Raw genomic sequence first — 18,274 nt, 5'->3', positions numbered from 1 at the left:
ACGGCTCTGCCTTCCCGTTACCCAGGCCTAAGTTTCGACACTGCCGCGATCGATACGAAACGCGAAGCAATTGTTCGTCGAGGATCGGACATGCACATAGGCGACGTCCTCTCGCTTGAGCAGTTCGGTCGCATAACCTGAAATCTCATCCGGATCGACGACCTTTCCTGTGCCATAGACGATGCGATGATTGTGATCGTAACCGCGAAGGATCCTGGCCTCTCCGGCCTTGTATCGCGGCGGCACGGCACCGCCGCCGGCATAGGCCGGGCAGGGGTCGGCATGCAGGAATATGGGGCCGGTTTCCGCATAGGGCTGCGCTTTCGGGAACGGTCTGTAGGCAAGGATCAGGTAACGATCTCCTGCGGAGACATCTTGAAGGCAGTGTCGGCACGGCACGCCAATGCCGTCGGAAACGGCGATTTCCGGGGGCATGCCATGGATGTCGTGGCCGCCATTCCAAACGGCCGCGGCTGTTTCGGTCGGCATTGGGGAAACGCGAAATCCGGTCATCGGGAAATCCTCTCAGGATGGAGTTGTTGACACGGCTCGCTATACCGGCAGCCTAATTCTCCCGACACCCGGTTCTTGCTTGGCGGTCTTCCCGACGGCATGGATCGTCGCAGACGCATGAATAGTGATCGCCGCGCTGCTCATTCCCAATGAGATGCCGATCAAGATGCTATGGGTCGAAGCGCGGAACGGACCGAAATGGTGTGGCGGAGCGGGTGGGATTCGAACCCACGAGACGGTCTCCCGCCTGCTGGTTTTCAAGACCAGTGCCTTCAACCACTCGGCCACCGCTCCACGAAGGGGATGATATCCCCGGAAGGCGCCCGTCTAGCAAACGGAAGGGGGCGCGTCCAGCACGGTAAGTGGTTTAGATAAAACTAGGCGTTCAGCCTTGCGGGTTTTCCAGCGCCTCGACAGGATCGGAGGAGGGGAGCAGGCTGTGTCGGCCGCCGGGTGCGACGCATTCGAACCGGCGATACAGATTCCGTCCCAATCGGTTCTGCTGGTCGCGCATGACCGTGCATGCGGTAATGGTTTCAAAATGGCGGTTTACGAAGCCTTCCTCCGCGCCAGGGACCCAAACGCCCCCCTGCAGAACGGCGGCAACCAATATCCATTTACTCATTCTATCGCTCCCAGAGGGGCTTCTCGCTCCATCGCGGCAAATCGGGATCAGGCAAACCCGCACACCGGCATCGGGGCGGAATTCGGCCCGGTAACCGGCTCGCCGAAATACGTTCCCTCCGCCAAGGCACCGGGAATGGCCGTCAGCAGTTTTACTGCTTCGCCATCGGTTACGCCACTGAATATGACCCTGATTCCGGCCCTGGCACAGCGGGTCGCCAAGCTTTTCAGGGAAGGCAGGCTTTGCCGCAGCATTTGGCTGTCACGGACCAAAGACGGATCAAGAAGCAGATAGTCGGCCGGTAGATTCGCCAGGCTCTCGGCGGTGATCGCGCCAATTTCAGAACTGAAAAGCGCTAGTTTGAACCCCGACCGCCTGAGCGTTTGCAGGGCAGGGATCCGTGGGATGAGTTCGGGTGTCAGCCCCTCAATGCGAAGAATGACGGTCTGATTGATACCGCTTTGGGCGATATTCAATAGCGAGCGTAAAAGCTTTGGATCGAGCAGTGATCGTATCCCAATCTGCAGCGCGACGGAGACCGCGCCGAGATCCTTCCGCTCGGAGATGTTTCTGCATTGCTCCAGGTCGACGCGTTTGCGCAGCCGCGGGTCACCTTTGGTCAGGGCGATGATCTCCGCGGCGCCGAGCCCGTCATCCTCAAGATCTGCCCGGAACTCCGCGAGAAGGTGGTCGGCTTTTCCCGCCCTGGGGTCGACGACAAGCTGATAGACGACCGACAGCGCTCTTTTGTCCAAAGCGTCGGCGAGCAATTCCTTGCGGTTTGCTTGTTTGTCGATCCAGGCCGCGTGACTGTCATCAAGCGTGTCGAAGATGACGGCTTCCAATCCCGCCACGATGAACTCGTCCACCGCGTGGCTGATGGCCGAACGGATTTCCGCTTCGTCCAAAGCCCCCGAAGCGAGGGGAACAGTGGCCGTGCCGACCGAGAGGACTCGCTCCAATGGATCCACGTCGCCGATATAGTGGCGCAGATCCGAGGCCAGACTGTCCATATCCTCCGACGCTTCGTGCACCAGACCGTATTTTCCCGGATCGACCTCGCTGACTTCATCCGTGATGCTGGCCTGCAGTAAGCGGCTGCCGACCTGCTGTTTGAACGTATCCAACTCGGTCTGGGAAATACCGAGTTCGTCCGTCAGCCCGTGAACATCGCCGACGCTGACAAAGGTCATGCCCAGATCGTCGCTTCCTTTCATCGCGCGGATGACGTTGTCGACCAGACCTGTTTTCGTATCCTGGGCGTTTCCGGTTCGCTCCAAGCCGGGATCTACCGTCACGTCCAGATGGTAGTATCGAGGGTCGCGCGGAAACGGATTACCGATGACCCGGCATCCCACGACATCCCCTTCAAGCTCAAGCATGAAGAGAACGATCTCGTCCATTTCCTCCTGCATTGCCGCCTTGTACAGAACCTCGGAAACAAGGATCTGCGAGTCGGTGTGAGATACTTCAGACAAGAACCGACCGTGGAGCAGGTCCGGCGGCATACCGAACCAGCGTTCAACATTCCCCTGGGAAGAAACGATACGGCCCCCTATATCGATGAGAAACTGAAGTGACGGATCGTTCGCGGCATCATCCGTATCAACGATCTCGCCGGTGCTGGTCAGTATCTGGGCCATCGAGTTCCGGTTCTTACGGTCGTGAAATGGTCCGAAAAATGGTTCGGCAGGGCATGCTCCCTGCGGGGCAGGCAAACCTAATGGAGTTCCCCTGAAATGTCGACGACACACGGCGGATTTTATGGTGTTGTCCCCGAATCTAGCCTATCGCCGTGAGGGTAAAAAGATGCTGCCATTCTCCCTTGTGACCAAACAGATCCGCCGGTGCCCGGAATGAAACAATTTTCCCCATTAGTCCTCTCGAAAAGATCGCGCAGATCTATCGCATTCCTCTCCGCCTTCCTGCCCGCCTTGGCGTTCAGCCAAGCAGCGCAGGGGGCCGAGCCGTTTGATGTTTGGCTGCAAGGCCTGAAAGCGGAGGCCCTCGCGAAGGGTATCTCCGCCGCAACGCTGGATACGGCCTTTCGGGATGTTGCCCCGATCGGAAAGGTTCTGGAATACGACCGGAAACAGCCGGAATTCTCCCAGACATTCTGGACCTATCTGAACAGGGCCGTATCGGAAGAGAGGATCTCCCGGGGTAAGGCCTTACTGCGCAAGCACGCAGCGCTTTTGGCCGAGGTTGAGGACAAGTACGGTGTGCAACCCCGTTTTCTGGTCGCCTTTTGGGGGCTTGAGACGAATTACGGCGATTATACCGGCGGCTTCCCGGTGATCGCCGCCCTGGCGACATTGGCGCATGACGAAAGACGCGCCGAGTTTTTCCGGGCGGAACTTTTCCATGCCTTGCGGATATTGGACGAAGGTCATATAGCGCCTGCCGAGATGAGCGGTTCCTGGGCGGGTGCGATGGGACAGACCCAGTTCATGCCGTCGACCTTTGCTGGTTACGCGACGGATGGGGATGGAGACGGCAAGATCGACATCTGGGGCAGCCTGCCCGACGTTTTTCATTCCGCCGGTCACTACCTGGCTTCCGTTGGCTGGAAAGGCGACGAAACCTGGGGACGAGAGGTCAAGCTGCCACCCGGTTTCGATCTCGATCTGACACAACTGGCGATCAAGAAGCATATCTCAGAGTGGCAGGCGCTCGGCGTCCGCAGAGCCAACGGCGCGGACCTGCCGGCAGCCGATATCGAGGGATCGGTCATCCTGCCCGCCGGCGCGAAGGGACCGGCCTTCCTGGTCTATCAGAACTTCCGCAGCACATTGGTGTGGAACCGTTCCATCCTCTATGCCGCGGCGGTCGGTTATCTCGCCGACAGATTTGTTGACCGCGGCAGGCTAGTGGCGACGCAACCGCCCGGAGACAAACCGCTGTCCCGGTCGGATGTCATTTCGTTGCAAACGAATTTGAACCGGCTGGGTTTCGATGTCGGGGAGCCGGACGGAGTCGCCGGATCGATGACCCGCAAGGGCCTGCGCGACTATCAGCGCGCCCGGGGTTTGCCGCCGGACGGCCACCCTTCGTCCGAGATGGTCGAAATTCTCGCTGCAGATCCGGGCTAGACCGGTTATTCAAGGGCAAGGTTCATCACCGCCGCTTGGCAGTGAAGCCGGAATCGGGAAGTTTTACGCTTTCGTGTCGCGTCTCATGAGACTGGGTACCGTTGAACTGGGCATGCGGGAAAGGGCCGGAACAGCCGTGACGAAAGAATCAGCCATGCGGATAGGCCTGCGGCCTGGCCGCCTGACCCGGATTTCCGGGGTATTGGCGCTATGCGCCCTGACCTCGGCTTGCGCGGAGGTGCAGTTCTTGTCGCACGCCGCGAAAGAGGTCGCGAACGAACCCGCCAACGCGCCGGTTCGGTCTGGCGCCACCGCTGAAAACGGGGACCACTACAAGGTCGGCAAGCCCTATCGAATCAATGGCAATTGGTACTATCCGCATGTCGACTATAAATATGTGGAGGAGGGGATTGCCTCCTGGTACGGGCCGAATTTCCATGGCAAGACAACCGCCAATGGCGCTATTTTCGATATGAACAAGGTTTCCGCGGCACATCGTACGCTGCCGCTTCCCAGTATCGTGCGCGTCACCAATCTGGAAAACGGCCGTTCCCTGAAGGTGAAGGTCAATGATCGCGGCCCCTACGCAAAGGATCGCATCATCGACGTTTCCCGTCGCACGGCCCAATTGCTCGGATTCGAAACCAAGGGAACTGCCCTGGTTCGGGTCGAAATCGTGGAAGAAGAAAGCCGGCAACTGGCGGCTTACATGCAGGGCGGTCAGGAAGTGGCCGATGCCGGCGACAATGCCGGGCCGGCGCCTTCGCCGCCCGCTGCCGCTCCGACTGTTTCCGTCAGTGGCAGCGAATTGCCGCCGCCTCCGGGCTCTGCCGTTGCGCCACCTCCAAGTGACTCGTTCAAGGTCACGCCTGTCTCCGCGGAATCAGTCGCCGCAACACGGCCAAATGTGTTGCCGGATTCTGATACGGGCATCACGCGACAGGTTCCGATGGTCAGCCCGACCGTTTTCGTTCAAGCCGGGGCATTCAGCCAATTTATCAATGCGCAGCGCGCGCAGTTACTTCTTTCCGATGTCGGAGATGTGCATGTTGAACAGGTGTTAACCTCTACAGTCCCACTTTTTCGTATTCGCGTTGGCCCGGCAAAATCCGTGGAAGCGGCGGATTCCCTATTGAAACGGGTGATCGCCGCCGGTTATCCGGATGCGAAGATCGTCTCGGCGAAATGAAATCGGGCGACGGATGTTACTGGCCGTTCTAGGAGCGGCCCTTGCCCAATTTACGCCGTAATTGCAATTTAATGATCGAATGGTGAAAGCAGGGGGGCTGAACTGTTCGTTCATGTCCATGGAAAGGCAGGCCATGGCTTATATTGATACTCGTTGTTTTGGATCCCGCACCTTCGTTGCGGCCATTCTTGCATTTGCATTGTTTGTTGGCAGTGCCGTGGGGCAGGCCAACGCGCAAGCAATCGAGACAACCGCCAAGCACGCTTATCTGGTCGATTTCGAGACCGGCGCCGTCCTTCTGGATAAGGCGTCGGACGAGCGGATGTATCCCGCATCGATGACCAAGATGATGACTGTTTATTTGTTGATGCAGCGTCTAAAGGACGGTCGGCTTTCGCTGGACGACACCTTGTCGGTCAGCGAGAAGGCGTGGCGCAAGGGCGGCTCCAAGATGTGGGTCGAAGTCGGAAAACAGGTCCGTGTCGAGGATTTGATCCGCGGGATCGTGGTTCAGAGCGGTAATGACGCCACGATTGTCGTTGCGGAAGGCCTGGCGGGAACGGAGGAAGCCTTCGCCCGCGAAATGACCAACACCGCGCGGAATCTCGGCATGACGGGGACACAATTCCGGAACGCCAGCGGGTGGCCCGATCCCGAACATTATACGACCGCCCGTGATTTGGCGGTATTGGCAATAGCAATCGTGCGCGATTTCCCCGAAATGTATCACTATTTCGCGGAAACAGAGTTCGCCTACAACGGCATTAAACAGCAAAATCGGAACCCATTGCTCTACAAGGATATAGGAGCTGACGGGTTGAAAACCGGGCATACAGAGGATTCTGGTTACGGGCTTGTGGGGTCCGCGGTACGGGACGATCGCCGTTTGGTCGTCGTCTTGAACGGTATGTCGTCGACATCCGAACGGTCCCAGGAATCGGAAAAACTGCTGAACTGGGGGTTCCGGGAGTGGAACAGCTATGCCCTGTTCAAGGCCGGCGAGACGGTGATGGATGCCAAGGTATGGCTCGGCAGCGAGGGTACGGTTCCGCTCGTCGTCGAGCAGGATGTATCGCTCACGATGCGCCGCCGTGCCCGCAATGACCTGAAGGTCAGTGTGAAATACGATGAGCCGATCGCGGCTCCGATCGCGGCCGGTGACCAGGTCGCCTCGCTGGTGGTGACCGCGCCCGGCGTCGACACGTTGGAGATTCCGCTCAAGGCAGGCGCAGATATCGAACAGCTTGGCCCCGTCGGCCGGCTGACGGCAGCCTTCAATTTCCTCGTCTGGGGGGAATCTGAATGAGGGACGGGAGCGGCACTGCATCCCGCGGACCGCGTGGGCGCCTGATCACCTTCGAAGGCGGAGAGGGCGCCGGCAAGTCGACACAGCTCAAGCTTCTTGCGAAAAGCCTGCGTGACCGCAGCATAGACGTTGTCGAGACACGCGAGCCCGGCGGTTCGCCCGGGGCGGAAGCCATACGCGAGCTGCTCTTGGACCCCGATAATAAGGGGTGGCCGCCAATGACGGAGGCGCTGCTGCATTTCGCGGCGCGCTGCGATCACATGACACGCGTGGTCGAACCGGCTCTGGCATCGGGTAAATGGGTGCTTTGCGACCGGTTTACCGACTCGACCATGGCCTATCAGGGGGTGGCGCAGGGATTGGGATCATCGGTCATAGAACAACTCTCTGCCTTGACCCTGAAAGGCCGCAAGCCCGATTTGACCATCGTTCTCGATCTTGATCCCGAAATCGGGTTGAAGCGGATCGCCGAGCGGGGAAACGCACCGACACGCTATGATCTGATGGATATCGCTTTCCATCGCCGACTCCGCGAAGCATTCCTGATGATCGTGCGCAGCGATCCGGCACGTTGCGTCGTGGTGGACGCGACCTATTCCGAGGACTTCGTTGCCGAAATGGTGCAGGGCGCCGTGACAAGCCGTTTGGAAATGGACCTTGCCAGTTGATGAAGGCACGGCTTCCCCGCAGGCCGCCAATTCCCACCCGCTAATTGGACATGAAGCCGCCGAGGCGACTCTGCTGCGTGCCTGGAGGTCCGGCCGTTTTCCGCATGCCTGGCTGATTTCCGGCCCTCGTGGCGTGGGGAAGGCGACCCTTGCCCGCAAGGCGGCGCGTTTCGTGCTGTCCCAATCATCCGATGGTGGCAGCCAAGCCGGTGGGTTGTTCGGTGATGCGCCGCTTCCCCCGGACAGCCTGGATACGGATCCTGAGTCCAGTGTCGCCCGACGGATCGCGGCCGGCGGGCATTCGGATTTCCGTCTCCTGACCAAGCGTGAGGACAAGACCGTCATCCAGATCGAGCAGACGCGGGAGATCGTTGATTTCTCCTATATGACGCCTGCGGAAGGTGGCTGGAAGGTCATCCTTATCGACAGTGTCGACGACATGAACCACAACAGCGCCAATGCCCTTCTGAAGGCACTTGAAGAACCGCCGTCGAAGGCGCTGTTTTTGCTTGTTTCCCATGCCCCCGGCGGATTGCTGCCGACGATACGTTCCCGGTGCCGGTCCCTGAAACTCTCCGGCGTTCCCAAGCCGGGAATCGCGGCTTTGCTGGGGGAACTCCGGCCGGATCTCTCCGAACAGGAACGGTCCGTTCTGGCGGCGCTTGGCGACGGCAGTCCGGGACGGGCAATCCATTATGCCGATCAGGGCGCTGTCGACCTATACCGCGCCCTTGTCGAACTGGCGTCGAATGCACATCGGCTGGATATGTCCCTGGTTATGAAGATGGGGGATCAACTGGCGAAAAAAGGCGCGGAGGACGCCTTCGGCATCATGTCGCAGATGATCGACCAGGCACTTCAGCGGGCGATCAAGGCAGCGGCCGTTCGTCGGCCGGTGGAGGATATATTGCCGGGAGACGGCGCCATATGGGCCCGGCTTGTCATGCCGGATCAAATTCCGCGCTGGGCGGACGCTAGAACAGAAATCATGGGTTTTCTCGACAAAGCGGGGCCGCCCGCCCATCTTGGTCGAAAGCATGTACTGGTTAATGCTTTCATCCGACTTGAGCAGGCCGCGCAGGCTCGCTAAACCAACGCATCAGTTGCCCTTGTGATACAGGATGCCTTCCGTATCCATCGATATGGAGGGCATTGACCCATGGCCGGCTTCGGGAACCTGCTTCCCATGCCGGCGAAAACGGACCGGACCATGAAGCGATACTATCTTTCGACGGCGATTTCCTATGTGAATGGAAGACCCCATCTAGGCCATGCCTATGAAGTCATTTCGGCGGATGTGATCGCGCGGTTCATGCGCCTGGACGGCCATCAGGTATTCTTCCTGACCGGGACGGACGAGCACGGCCAGAAGGTTGAGAAGACGGCCCGGAATGCAGGCAAGGAGCCGAGGGAATTCTGCGACGACATCGCGGCATCCTTCCAGGAAATGGCCCGGGATCTGAACATTTCCAACGACGACTTCATTCGTACGACGGAACCGCGACACTTCGAGAGCGTGCAGGACTTGTGGCGGAAAATCGACGCGAACGGGGATATCTATCTCGGCAAGTATGCCGGCTGGTATTCGGTTCGCGACGAAGCCTTCTTTGGCGAGGACGAGTTGACGAAGGGCGAGGGGGGCAAGTTCTTTGCGCCTTCAGGCGCCGAAGTCGAATGGGTCGAGGAACCCAGTTACTTCTTCAAGCTGTCGGCTTATGGCGACAAGCTGCTGCAATATTATACGGACAATCCGGGTTTCATTCAGCCGGATTACCGCCGCAACGAAATCGTCAATTTCGTGAAGCAGGGCCTGACCGATTTGTCGATTTCCCGCACGAGCTTTAATTGGGGCATCCCCGTGCCGGACGATCCCGAGCACATCATGTATGTCTGGCTGGATGCTTTGACCAACTACATCACCGGTGTCGGTTACCCGGATACCGAAAGCGAGGCCTACAAGACTTTCTGGCCGGCCGATCTGCACATCGTCGGCAAGGATATCATGCGGTTCCATACCATTTACTGGCCGGCTTTCCTGATGGCGGCGGGACTGCCGTTGCCGAAGCGTGTTTTCGGGCATGGTTTCCTGAACATCGAAGGCGAGAAGATGTCGAAATCGCTGGGCAACGTCATCACGCCCCAGTCGATGGTGGAGGCCTTCGGGCTGGACCAGGTTCGCTATTTCCTGATGCGAGAAGTGCCCTACGGTAATGACGGCTCGTTCTCCAAGGACAGCATGATCCACCGGATCAACAGCGATTTGGCGAATGATTTCGGCAACCTGTCGCAACGTGTTCTGAGCATGATCGCGAAGAACTGCGGCGGTGCGGTCCCGACGCCGGGCCCCTTCACGGACGAGGACAAGGCATTGACGCAGGCGGGGCTGGATGTCGCCGACGCGATGCGCGCCGCAATGCAGGAACAGGCCATCCACAAAGCCCTGGAAGCGGCGTGGAAGGTGGTCGGCGAAGCCAACCGCTATGTCGATCAGCAAGCGCCGTGGGCCTTGCGCAAGACCGATCCGGATCGGATGGCGACGGTACTCTATGTGCTTGCCGACGTTATTCGCATGTTGGCGATCTATGCCCAACCGGTCGTGCCCGCTTCGGCGTCCCGGATGCTAGATCAATTGGTCGTCCCTGAAGACGCCCGCGACTTCTCGGCGCTGTCCAAGTCCCTGACACCGGGAACGGAACTGCCGAAACCGTCACCGGTTTTCCCGCGTTATCAAGAGGCGGAAGAGTAGGGGACCCATGCTGATCGACAGTCACTGCCATCTGGATTATCTGGACCGTGACGGTGTCGACCTGGACGAGGTCGTCGCCCGCGCGGGGCGCGCCGGTGTCGGGTTGATGGTCACAATCTGCACCAAGGTGACGGAATTCCCGGCGATCCTGGCAATCGCGGAACGTTTCCCGAATGTCTATTGCAGTGTCGGCATCCATCCGCATGAGGCGGAATCCGAACCGGAGGTGACGGCTGATCGGCTGGTCGAGTTGGCCAGGCACCCAAAAGTCGTCGGGATTGGGGAAACCGGCCTGGATTATTTCTACGAGCATAGCCCGCGGGAGGCGCAGCAAAAGAGTTTCCGTGCCCATATCGCCGCGTCGCGGGAAACAGGCTTGCCGTTGATCGTTCATACCCGCGATGCGGATGAGGATACGATAGCGATCATGCGCGACGAATACGGGAAGGGCGCCTATCCCGGGCTGATCCATTGTTTCAGCAGTTCAGCCTGGCTCGCGCGCGAAGCCGTCTCGATGGGATTCGGTATTTCCGTTTCCGGCATCGTGACGTTCAAGACGGCTGACGCTCTACGTGACGCGGTCGCAGAGGTGGCCATGGACAAGTTGCTGGTAGAGACCGATGCGCCCTATCTGGCGCCGGTGCCGAAGCGCGGCAAACAGAACGAACCGGCTTTCGTGGTCCATACGGCCGAGCGCCTTGCGGAATTGAAAGGCGTGGCGACGTCGGAGTTGGAGCAAAAGACGACGGAGAATTTCCTGAGTCTTTTCAAGAAGGTCGATCCGTCCGCTATCGCGGCGTAACAGGTTTCGAGGTGCTTTCGCCATGCGTGTGACGATTTTGGGAAGCGGCTCATCCGGCGGTGTCCCAAGGATCGGTAACGACTGGGGCGATTGCGATCCGACAAACCCCAGGAACCGGCGCCGCCGATGCTCCATTTTGATCGAGCAGGAAGAAACCGTTCTGCTGGTCGACACATCACCGGACATGCGCGAGCAATTGTTGGATGCAAACGTGCAGCGGATGGACGCCGTTTTCTTCACCCATGCCCATGCGGATCAGGCCCATGGCGTCGACGACCTCCGCGTTTTCTATATTCGCGATCGTGGCCGGCTGGTGCCGGTCTATGGGGATGATGAGACGCTCTACACGCTAAAACGGCGTTTCGACTATTGTTTCACCCAGGTTGCCGGCTATCCGCCGATCCTAGACCCGCATGTCCTGAACGGTCCGGTGACAGTGGGTTCGATCACCATGGAACCGTTCACCGTTGAACATGGAGCGATCGAGGCTCTGGGATACCGGTTCGGACGTGTCGGGTATGTGCCGGATGTCAACGAGTTGCCCGACACGGCGAAGGAAATGCTCACCGGATTGGATGTCCTTATCCTGGATGCGCTCCGCCGTCGCCCGCACCCGTCCCATGCCCATCTCGAACGAACCCTCGACTGGATGGCCGAGTTGAAACCAAAACGCGGCATCCTTACCAACATGCATGTGGATATGGATTACGATACGTTGGTCCGGGAGCTGCCTGCCGGTGTCGAACCGGGTTACGACGGCATGGTTATCGAGCCCTGATCCTACCTTGGGATCTGCGACGGTATCTCGCTTAAAATTCTGATACAGGGTACAGCAGAACCGATTCAAAGGCGGTTCGATCTCTTTCAGAGATCCCGTTTGCGGCATCCGATGCGAGAAACTCCTTTATCCGTTCGGGAAGGCCGGGCAGGGTGAAGACCGTCGTGCCATCATAGTAACGCGTGCCTTTGATTAGTAAGGATTTACCGATACTTCGCATGATTTCCTGCCGATAGACATCATCGGCCAAATCAACCAATTCCTCTTCGAAATCCATGACCATCGGTATTCGTTCGGTTGCCCCGAAGCCGCCGACCTTTCCATTTGGCGCATTGGAAAGAAAGTACTCGTGCATCTTCTGCATGGAGGACCAGGTATTCGACGTCAGGTTCGGCGGCTCATTTGCTTGATGATAGAAAATTGTGGCGACTGACGCGGCGAAGGTGATCGTATCGTCATCGCGGAAAATCCGTTCGACACAGGCAGCATCGTTCAATCGGTAAATTCTATAGAGGCCCGTTGCATCAAGGGGAATGAAACCGACACCATTGATTTTTAGAAACCCGCCAAGGGACAAGACCAGGGAATAGGCCTTGATCGTGTTCTTACGATCGATTCGGTCTTCCGTCCTGATTTCCAAAGGATGGCATGCCGTACGTTCTATGCGGTACGCGATCAGTTTTAAGGTGGGGGTGAAATAGATTTTCGATTGTTATCATTTAATCGGCCCGGGTCGGTTAGATTATCCAAGGGCAAGAATTACACGCGCCCCTAGTCCTACACGAATCAGTATTTTCCATAATATATATTATCGCGTAGTTATTGGGATGGTTTTGCGTATACCCTCACATCGCAGAAAGACCTAATATGATCTGCTTTAGAACGCGGACAATTATTATATGCAAAAGAATACTCAAAAAGCTCGAGCTCTCATCTCAATAGGATCGGCAATCGTCTTCACCGTTTTCGCGATTGTCATCTTGTGGATCACATATAACGACATCGAGACGTTCCGTGCGACACACAAGGACACCGTGACCAACCAAGTCTCCAGCGCTTCGGTCTCAATAGAAAGGTTCCTGGACGAACGTTTACGTTATGTAGAAACCTTCACCGTGGAAAAGTCGGACCTCATCGCGGCCATGTCGCAAGCCCCGGACAATGAGGAGCTAAGGAAAAAAATAGAACAAGAACTCGCGAAACTATTCCCCCTGTATTTCACCTTCACCCTGACGGATACCCGAGGAAACGACCAGATAGCCGATATTGAAGGCTTCGTCGGTGAGATCTGTTTGGCGTCGATTTACGATTTCATCTCACAAAGAAAATCGGTACATGCGACCCAAACCCACTACTACGAAGTGGAAATCCATCCGCAGGCCAACAATTATCACTTCGACATGATGGCGCCGTGGTACGCCAACGGGGAATTGAAAGGCGTGTTCTTCATCAGCTTTTTCCCCGACTTGATACAGGAGATCCTTGTATCGCACGAGACAGAAGACCATCGCCTTTATGTCGTCCACCGGGAAAAAGCGGGCCTGATAGAAATCACCTCTGAAGGGGCTCGTGATAAGTTCGGCGCCCACCGGGAAATCTACCTGACACCATGGGAAACGGAAAACATCCTCGGCTGGCGTGCCGTTAAGAACAGCCGTTGGATTGTCATTGGGCTCCCTGCCCCTGGTCTGTTCAGTGATTATTCACAGAGCCGGTGGACGGTCGCTGGATTAGCAATTTTGGTTTTCGGCGTGTTGATCACACTATCAGCTGCATTCGCCATACGGCGTACGGCGAAGCGGCACGCAGACGCAAAGTAGAGATCGTTCGGCAGCCACACCAAATGCTCCGGCCTTTGGAGCGGTGGCGGACGAGACAAGAATCCCGGTAGTGATGATGCGTCCCTTTCATTTTCCCCGAGGCTGCCGATGTCCCGCAACACCGATCGATTGCTAGAAATCATGGCCGCGCTTCGCGATCCTGAAACCGGGTGCCCTTGGGACGTGCAGCAGGATTTTTCCTCAATTGCCCCCTACACGATCGAAGAAGCCTACGAGGTAGCCGATGCAATCCAACGCGGCGATATGGCGGATTTGAAGGACGAATTGGGCGATCTCTTGCTGCAAGTCGTCTTTCACGCACGCATGGCTGAAGAGAAAGGTGATTTCGCCTTCGATGACGTTGCCGGGGCGATCGCGGACAAGATGGTTCGCCGTCATCCCCATGTCTTCGGCGATGCGTCGGCCGATACGCCGGACGATGTGAAGATATCCTGGGAGGAGACGAAGGCCAGGGAACGGGCTGAGAAAGGACAGGACGAGAGCGCTTTGGACGGGGTGGCAACCGCCCTTCCCGCCTTGATCCGAGCGGAAAAGCTCTCCAAACGCGCCGCGCGTGTCGGTTTCGAGTGGCCGACCGTCGATATGGTCTTCCGCGATATTGAGGAGGAGATCGAGGAGATTCTCCACGAAATCCGTGTCGGCGGCGGCCCTGACAGGCTCGAGGACGAAGTCGGTGATCTATTGTTTTGCGTTGCCAATCTCGCCCGTTTTGTCGGTGTCGATCCGGAGAAGGCTCTCCGTAGTACCAATGACAAATTCGACCGCCGTTTCCGGGCCGTGGAGGCCTCGTTCAAGCAGGAAGGCCGTGCGCTGACCGACTGCAGCCTGGATGAAATGGATGCGCGCTGGAATGAGGTGAAAAGGGTAGAGAAAAAGGGATAACCCCTACCCGCGCCTTTGCCGATCTGTCATCAGACGTGCAATGCGTAGACTTGTTGTGGCTCTGAAACACCGCGCAGGCGGTGGCTGCCCATTGGCTCCCATTCCGTCTGCACCAATGACGAAAATGAATCTGATGCCACGACGGGACGGTCCAGGGTCTTTGAAAGATCCTGCAGACGCGCCACTTCGTTAGCCGTATGGCCGACGACCGAGAATTCGAGCCGTTCCGGCACGCCAATATTCCCGTACAGCACATCCCCGACATGAAGGCCAAGGCCGAAGGCAAGCGGCGGTTCATCGGCATAGGCTGGGTCGGCGTTGGCGCGTGCGAGGCGTGCAAGCGAATCCCGTGCCGCGGCAACCGCCATACGCGTCGCCCTCTCCTCACCGCCCGGCCCCGCGATTGGAAAAATCGCCAGGACACCGTCGCCGATGAAACGCAGGACCTCGCCGCCATGATCAAGCACCGCCCCGGCGGTGCAATCGAAATACCGGTTCAGTCTGGCCAGGAAATCACGGGCGGGCATCTGGTCTGCAAGCGCCGTCGACCCGCGCATGTCGCTATACCAGATCGCGGCATTGATCTCTTCGCCCGCGCCGAGTTGCACCTGCCCATTCAGAACGCGTTCGCCCGCATGGGTGCCGAGATAGGCGGAGACCACATTATGAGTGGTCACCTCCCGGACATACATCTTCAAGCCGGCCCCCAGGCGCGGCAGCAACCGGCAAAGCGCCATCAATTGGGAATCGGTGAAACCGCCCGGTGCGTCCGTCAACCAACTGGTCAGGGCGCCATCCATGTGAGACCAGGATTTCTCGATCGGGGACGTGAAGGCGATCGCCGTGGTCAGGTAATCGGTATAGCCCTCTTCCCTGAATTCGCCGAGGACCGGGAAACGATTCAGCCCTTCCTTCTTGTGGATCCGAAAGCGCATCTCGTTCTGGTGACCGTCGAGCAGAGCCTTGAACGGGCTGCGCAGCCAGGCTTCCGTCTTACTGCTGGCATGAGCGAAGCGGTTGCGCTCAACGCCACGAATCCTGCTCCACGTGACGCTGAAGGAGCGGAACATCGGGTGCAGGAAGCTGCAGGCGACATGCGCCCGGGCGATCGGGACTCCCGCCTGGTTCAGCTTTTCACAGAACTCACGCACAAGGCGATCGGCATCGATCCCGCTGAGGGCGGAATCGATGACCCAATCGCTGATCGCGGTGATCGCAGCATCTTCAATAACAGCTACCATGCGCCCCCACTGTCCCGCCGCACGCCTTTAGTCGTTCATCAGCAGGTGGATCAGGCTGGAAGTGTCCCAGCGGTTTCCGCCCCGTGCCTGAACATGGGCGTAATACTGATCGATCATCGCGGTAACCGGCAGGCGCGCGCCATTGTTCTTGGCTTCGCCAAGGCAGATCGACAGGTCTTTGCGCATCCAGTCGACGGCGAAACCGAAATCGAATTTGCCCTGCGTCATCGTGCCGGCGCGATTTTCCATCTGCCACGACCCGGCCGCGCCCTTCGAGATGACATCAACGACGGCGTCCATATCCAAGCCTGCTTTCATGCCGAAATTCACGCCTTCCGAAAGGCCCTGCAAGAGCCCGGCGATGCAAATCTGGTTCACCATTTTGGTCAATTGGCCCGCGCCGCTTGCTCCCAGAAGGCGGCAAGCCCGCGCAAAGCTCATGATCACCGGTTCGGCCTTTTCATATACTTCGGCATCGCCGCCGCACATGACGGTAAGAACGCCGTTTTCGGCCCCGGCTTGTCCGCCGGACACCGGTGCATCGATGAAACCGACGCCGAGTTCCTTGCCCTTCGCGTAAAGCTCGCGCGCGACCTCGGCGCTTGCCGTGGTATTGTCGATCAAGGTCGCGCCTGAACTCATGCCCGCGAAGGCACCGTCCGGTCCCAGGATGACCGAACGCAGGTCGTCGTCATTGCCGACGCAGCAGAATACGAATTCCGCGCCTTCGGCAGCTTCACGCGGCGTGGTCTTGAAGGACCCGCCGAATTCTTTGGCCCATTGCTCGGCTTTGGCGGACGTCCGGTTATAGACGGTGACATCATGTCCGCCCTTCTTGGCGAGATGCCCCGCCATCGGGTAACCCATCACGCCCAAACCGATAAATGCCACTTTTGCCATGGTGTAACTCTCCCCCTATCGCGCGGCCGCCAATGGGCTGCCGCTCGGTTCATGATCTCATCTGTCCGCAAATATATTAGAGCGGTTCGGCGGGAACCGCACGTCCCCCTACCGCCTATGATGCCGCTGGTCTCGGGATCAGTCTGCACAAAGTAGTCATGTTCCTTTTCCAATCAAGACTCTACCCGGATTTTTGAATTGAGACGTGATCAAGAACTGCTGCCGGAACTGCCAACGATCCAATTCGCAGTTGCACGGCCACAGGGTAAACGACAGAAACACAGTGAACGTGGTCGAAACATGGACAAGAATATGAAAACCGGCGTGCTGGTTTCCCTTTGCGGCAAAATGGGCGCGGGGAAATCCCACAATGCAAAGGTATTGGCGAAGGAAATGAACGCGATCCTGTTGTCTGAAGACACATGGCTCGCCGCTCATTATCCTTCCCAAATCACGGATTTCTCCGACTACCTTCGCTTTTCGGAATTGATCCGCCCGTTCATAAAGACACACGTCCAGAACATCCTGCAAACCGGGACTTCTGTGGTGATGGATTTCCCCGCCAACACGGCACGGCAACGGGCATTCTACCTGGAAATGGCGTCACAGAGCGGGGCGTCGCACCGATTGATCTACGTGAAAGCGAATGACGCGTTGTGCCTTCGTCAAATCGAACAGAGACGACGCGAACAGCCGGAACGCGCGGCGTTCGATACCGAACAGGTCTTTCATTACGTGAACCGCTTCTTTGAGGAACCGCGTCGCGAAGAAGGCATGGAAATCGAAGTAATTCAGCAGGCCCCGCCACCGACCATGAAAGACGACGCTTCTTAGGCCGCCGATCAATCCGTGGAGAGAACGCAGCGCAGATCCTCCCAGGTTTCCTCGCTTCCGGCGGACAACAAGGAGCGAACCCGATCTTCGGGGCGATAGGGCATATCATCGATCCGGGCTACGTGACCGCCCGACTCTCTGAGCAGCAACACACCGGGGACATGGTCCCAACTCCACAGCCGGTTATAGAGCGCGAAGTCACGCTCACCCAGGCTCTGCGCCAGAAAATCGTGACCGGCGCAGCGCAGACGATTCACGGTGCCGAACATCTCAATGAAATGATCGCGTTTCTTCGGTCGATCGGCTTCCGGGAAGCAGCCGTAATTGATCTGCCCGATCATCTCCGAAAACGGTTTCCGATCCGGTGTGCGCAGCCTGATGTCATCCTTTCCCGGACGGAGCAGGAAGGCCCCTGCCCCATGTTCCGCGACCGCGGTCCGGTTCTGGGTCGGGTCATGGATGAAACTCATCAGGGTTTCGCCCTTTTCCACCAAGGCAACCATCATGCAGAACATGGGATTGCCTTCGGAGAAGTTCTTGGTGCCGTCGACCGGATCGATCAGCCAGACCGGCCGGTCTTCCTCCAATAGGTCCAGGATGCCGGGATTCTTGGCATAGGCTTCCTCGCCCACGACGACGGAACCAGGCATCAGGCCGGGCAGCAACGCGGTAAGCCGATGTTCGGCGTCGAGATCCGCAACCGTGACCACGTCCCCCGGCTTCTTTTCCATCACTTCATGATGCTGCAGGGCGTTGAAACGCGGCATCACGTCCAAAGCAGCCGCTTCGCGCAAAGCGTCTATGACGCGATCGGGGTCGATGTCATGCATGCTGGGCCAGGTAACTGTTATCTAGGA

18 protein-coding genes and 1 tRNA gene are annotated in these 18,274 nt (G+C 58.1%); 11 read left to right on the top strand and 8 right to left on the bottom strand.

Translation table 11 applies throughout. The features are described from left to right. Window positions 1-27 precede the first annotated feature (27 nt). The 4 genes from ACQK2G_RS10020 to ACQK2G_RS10005 all read right to left on the bottom strand — a co-directional run bounded on the left by ACQK2G_RS10020 (window position 28) and on the right by ACQK2G_RS10005 (window position 2,781). Window positions 28-513 (bottom strand): DUF1203 domain-containing protein, encoded by a 486-nt coding sequence (locus ACQK2G_RS10020; protein ID WP_425404886.1) that lies wholly within the window; start codon window positions 511-513, stop codon window positions 28-30. Between the two features lie 204 nt (window positions 514-717). Further along, window positions 718-807: transfer RNA gene (locus tag ACQK2G_RS10015), tRNA-Ser, on the bottom strand. 91 nt (window positions 808-898) lie between these two features. Continuing rightward, window positions 899-1,138: a hypothetical protein gene (locus tag ACQK2G_RS10010; RefSeq protein ID WP_425404885.1), complete on the bottom strand. Its 240-nt coding sequence runs from the start codon at window positions 1,136-1,138 to the stop codon at window positions 899-901. A 47-nt stretch (window positions 1,139-1,185) separates the two neighbouring features. Next, window positions 1,186-2,781, bottom strand: a complete 1,596-nt coding sequence (locus tag ACQK2G_RS10005; RefSeq protein ID WP_425404884.1) for an EAL domain-containing protein — start codon at window positions 2,779-2,781, stop codon at window positions 1,186-1,188. 213 nt (window positions 2,782-2,994) lie between these two features. Here ACQK2G_RS10005 and ACQK2G_RS10000 point away from each other — a divergent pair, with 213 nt between their 5' ends. The 8 genes from ACQK2G_RS10000 (at window position 2,995) to ACQK2G_RS09965 (ending at window position 11,719) form a co-directional block, all read left to right on the top strand. Continuing rightward, window positions 2,995-4,230 (top strand): lytic murein transglycosylase, encoded by a 1,236-nt coding sequence (locus tag ACQK2G_RS10000; protein ID WP_425404883.1) that lies wholly within the window; start codon window positions 2,995-2,997, stop codon window positions 4,228-4,230. Window positions 4,231-4,366: 136 nt separating this feature from the next. After that, complete coding sequence (locus tag ACQK2G_RS09995) at window positions 4,367-5,419, top strand: septal ring lytic transglycosylase RlpA family protein (RefSeq protein WP_425404882.1); 1,053 nt, start codon at window positions 4,367-4,369, stop codon at window positions 5,417-5,419. A 133-nt stretch (window positions 5,420-5,552) separates the two neighbouring features. Then, window positions 5,553-6,725, top strand: a complete 1,173-nt coding sequence (locus tag ACQK2G_RS09990; protein WP_425404881.1) for a D-alanyl-D-alanine carboxypeptidase family protein — start codon at window positions 5,553-5,555, stop codon at window positions 6,723-6,725. Next, window positions 6,722-7,393, top strand: a complete 672-nt coding sequence (gene tmk / locus ACQK2G_RS09985) for a dTMP kinase (RefSeq protein WP_425404880.1) — start codon at window positions 6,722-6,724, stop codon at window positions 7,391-7,393. The genes ACQK2G_RS09990 and tmk overlap by 4 nt, the downstream gene beginning before the upstream one ends. After that, on the top strand, window positions 7,383-8,483 hold the full coding sequence (locus ACQK2G_RS09980) for a DNA polymerase III subunit delta' (protein WP_425404879.1): 1,101 nt from the start codon (window positions 7,383-7,385) through the stop codon (window positions 8,481-8,483). Before tmk ends, ACQK2G_RS09980 begins: the two co-directional genes overlap by 11 nt. Window positions 8,484-8,579: 96 nt before the next feature. Beyond that, window positions 8,580-10,139, top strand: coding sequence for a methionine--tRNA ligase (gene metG, locus ACQK2G_RS09975; RefSeq protein WP_425404878.1), 1,560 nt, complete (start codon window positions 8,580-8,582; stop codon window positions 10,137-10,139). Between the two features lie 7 nt (window positions 10,140-10,146). Beyond that, window positions 10,147-10,941, top strand: a complete 795-nt coding sequence (locus tag ACQK2G_RS09970) for a TatD family hydrolase (protein WP_425404877.1) — start codon at window positions 10,147-10,149, stop codon at window positions 10,939-10,941. Between the two features lie 22 nt (window positions 10,942-10,963). Continuing rightward, complete coding sequence (locus ACQK2G_RS09965) at window positions 10,964-11,719, top strand: MBL fold metallo-hydrolase (RefSeq protein WP_425404876.1); 756 nt, start codon at window positions 10,964-10,966, stop codon at window positions 11,717-11,719. Window positions 11,720-11,750: 31 nt separating this feature from the next. Here ACQK2G_RS09965 and ACQK2G_RS09960 read toward each other — a convergent pair whose 3' ends face one another. Continuing rightward, window positions 11,751-12,215, bottom strand: a complete 465-nt coding sequence (locus ACQK2G_RS09960; protein WP_425404875.1) for a hypothetical protein — start codon at window positions 12,213-12,215, stop codon at window positions 11,751-11,753. 403 nt (window positions 12,216-12,618) lie between these two features. Here ACQK2G_RS09960 and ACQK2G_RS09955 point away from each other — a divergent pair, with 403 nt between their 5' ends. Both ACQK2G_RS09955 and mazG read left to right on the top strand, forming a co-directional pair. Next, complete coding sequence (locus ACQK2G_RS09955; RefSeq protein ID WP_425404874.1) at window positions 12,619-13,539, top strand: cache domain-containing protein; 921 nt, start codon at window positions 12,619-12,621, stop codon at window positions 13,537-13,539. A gap of 108 nt (window positions 13,540-13,647) precedes the next feature. Then, window positions 13,648-14,442: a nucleoside triphosphate pyrophosphohydrolase gene (gene mazG, locus ACQK2G_RS09950; protein ID WP_425404873.1), complete on the top strand. Its 795-nt coding sequence runs from the start codon at window positions 13,648-13,650 to the stop codon at window positions 14,440-14,442. Between the two features lie 29 nt (window positions 14,443-14,471). Here the strand turns inward: mazG and ACQK2G_RS09945 are convergent, their stop codons facing one another. Together ACQK2G_RS09945 and ACQK2G_RS09940 are read right to left on the bottom strand one after the other, a co-directional pair. Further along, on the bottom strand, window positions 14,472-15,683 hold the full coding sequence (locus ACQK2G_RS09945; protein ID WP_425404872.1) for an adenylate/guanylate cyclase domain-containing protein: 1,212 nt from the start codon (window positions 15,681-15,683) through the stop codon (window positions 14,472-14,474). Between the two features lie 27 nt (window positions 15,684-15,710). Beyond that, the gene (locus tag ACQK2G_RS09940; protein ID WP_425404871.1) at window positions 15,711-16,583 is read right to left on the bottom strand and encodes an NAD(P)-dependent oxidoreductase; all 873 of its coding nucleotides are present in this window, start codon (window positions 16,581-16,583) and stop codon (window positions 15,711-15,713) included. Between the two features lie 312 nt (window positions 16,584-16,895). On the opposite strand from ACQK2G_RS09940, the gene ACQK2G_RS09935 reads away from it, so the two are divergent. Beyond that, window positions 16,896-17,417, top strand: coding sequence for an AAA family ATPase (locus ACQK2G_RS09935; RefSeq protein ID WP_425404870.1), 522 nt, complete (start codon window positions 16,896-16,898; stop codon window positions 17,415-17,417). Between the two features lie 8 nt (window positions 17,418-17,425). Here ACQK2G_RS09935 and ACQK2G_RS09930 read toward each other — a convergent pair whose 3' ends face one another. Further along, a complete protein-coding gene (locus tag ACQK2G_RS09930) occupies window positions 17,426-18,247 on the bottom strand; it encodes an inositol monophosphatase family protein (protein ID WP_425404869.1) in 822 nt (273 codons plus the stop codon). Between the last annotated feature and the right edge of the window lie 27 nt (window positions 18,248-18,274).

Source organism: Hwanghaeella sp. (genome assembly GCF_965227365.1).
Taxonomy (GTDB): domain Bacteria; phylum Pseudomonadota; class Alphaproteobacteria; order UBA8366; family Aestuariispiraceae; genus Hwanghaeella.
The sequence above is the reverse complement of the archived record's forward strand: the minus strand, read 5'-3'. Positions and strand labels throughout refer to the sequence as shown.

Bases quoted from the DNA above. Each gene is read 5' to 3' on its own strand.
- ACQK2G_RS09930 (WP_425404869.1), bottom strand. From the start codon at position 18,247: ATGCATGACATCGACCCCGATCGCGTCATAGACGCTTTGCGCGAAGCG.
- ACQK2G_RS09965 (WP_425404876.1), top strand. From the start codon at position 10,964: ATGCGTGTGACGATTTTGGGAAGCGGCTCATCCGGCGGTGTCCCAAGG.
- ACQK2G_RS09935 (WP_425404870.1), top strand. From the start codon at position 16,896: ATGAAAACCGGCGTGCTGGTTTCCCTTTGCGGCAAAATGGGCGCGGGG.
- ACQK2G_RS10005 (WP_425404884.1), bottom strand. From the start codon at position 2,781: ATGGCCCAGATACTGACCAGCACCGGCGAGATCGTTGATACGGATGAT.
- ACQK2G_RS09955 (WP_425404874.1), top strand. From the start codon at position 12,619: ATGCAAAAGAATACTCAAAAAGCTCGAGCTCTCATCTCAATAGGATCG.
- ACQK2G_RS09970 (WP_425404877.1), top strand. From the start codon at position 10,147: ATGCTGATCGACAGTCACTGCCATCTGGATTATCTGGACCGTGACGGT.
- ACQK2G_RS09990 (WP_425404881.1), top strand. From the start codon at position 5,553: ATGGCTTATATTGATACTCGTTGTTTTGGATCCCGCACCTTCGTTGCG.
- ACQK2G_RS10000 (WP_425404883.1), top strand. From the start codon at position 2,995: ATGAAACAATTTTCCCCATTAGTCCTCTCGAAAAGATCGCGCAGATCT.
- ACQK2G_RS10020 (WP_425404886.1), bottom strand. From the start codon at position 513: ATGACCGGATTTCGCGTTTCCCCAATGCCGACCGAAACAGCCGCGGCC.
- mazG (WP_425404873.1), top strand. From the start codon at position 13,648: ATGTCCCGCAACACCGATCGATTGCTAGAAATCATGGCCGCGCTTCGC.
- ACQK2G_RS10010 (WP_425404885.1), bottom strand. From the start codon at position 1,138: ATGAGTAAATGGATATTGGTTGCCGCCGTTCTGCAGGGGGGCGTTTGG.
- ACQK2G_RS09945 (WP_425404872.1), bottom strand. From the start codon at position 15,683: ATGGTAGCTGTTATTGAAGATGCTGCGATCACCGCGATCAGCGATTGG.
- metG (WP_425404878.1), top strand. From the start codon at position 8,580: ATGCCGGCGAAAACGGACCGGACCATGAAGCGATACTATCTTTCGACG.
- ACQK2G_RS09940 (WP_425404871.1), bottom strand. From the start codon at position 16,583: ATGGCAAAAGTGGCATTTATCGGTTTGGGCGTGATGGGTTACCCGATG.
- tmk (WP_425404880.1), top strand. From the start codon at position 6,722: ATGAGGGACGGGAGCGGCACTGCATCCCGCGGACCGCGTGGGCGCCTG.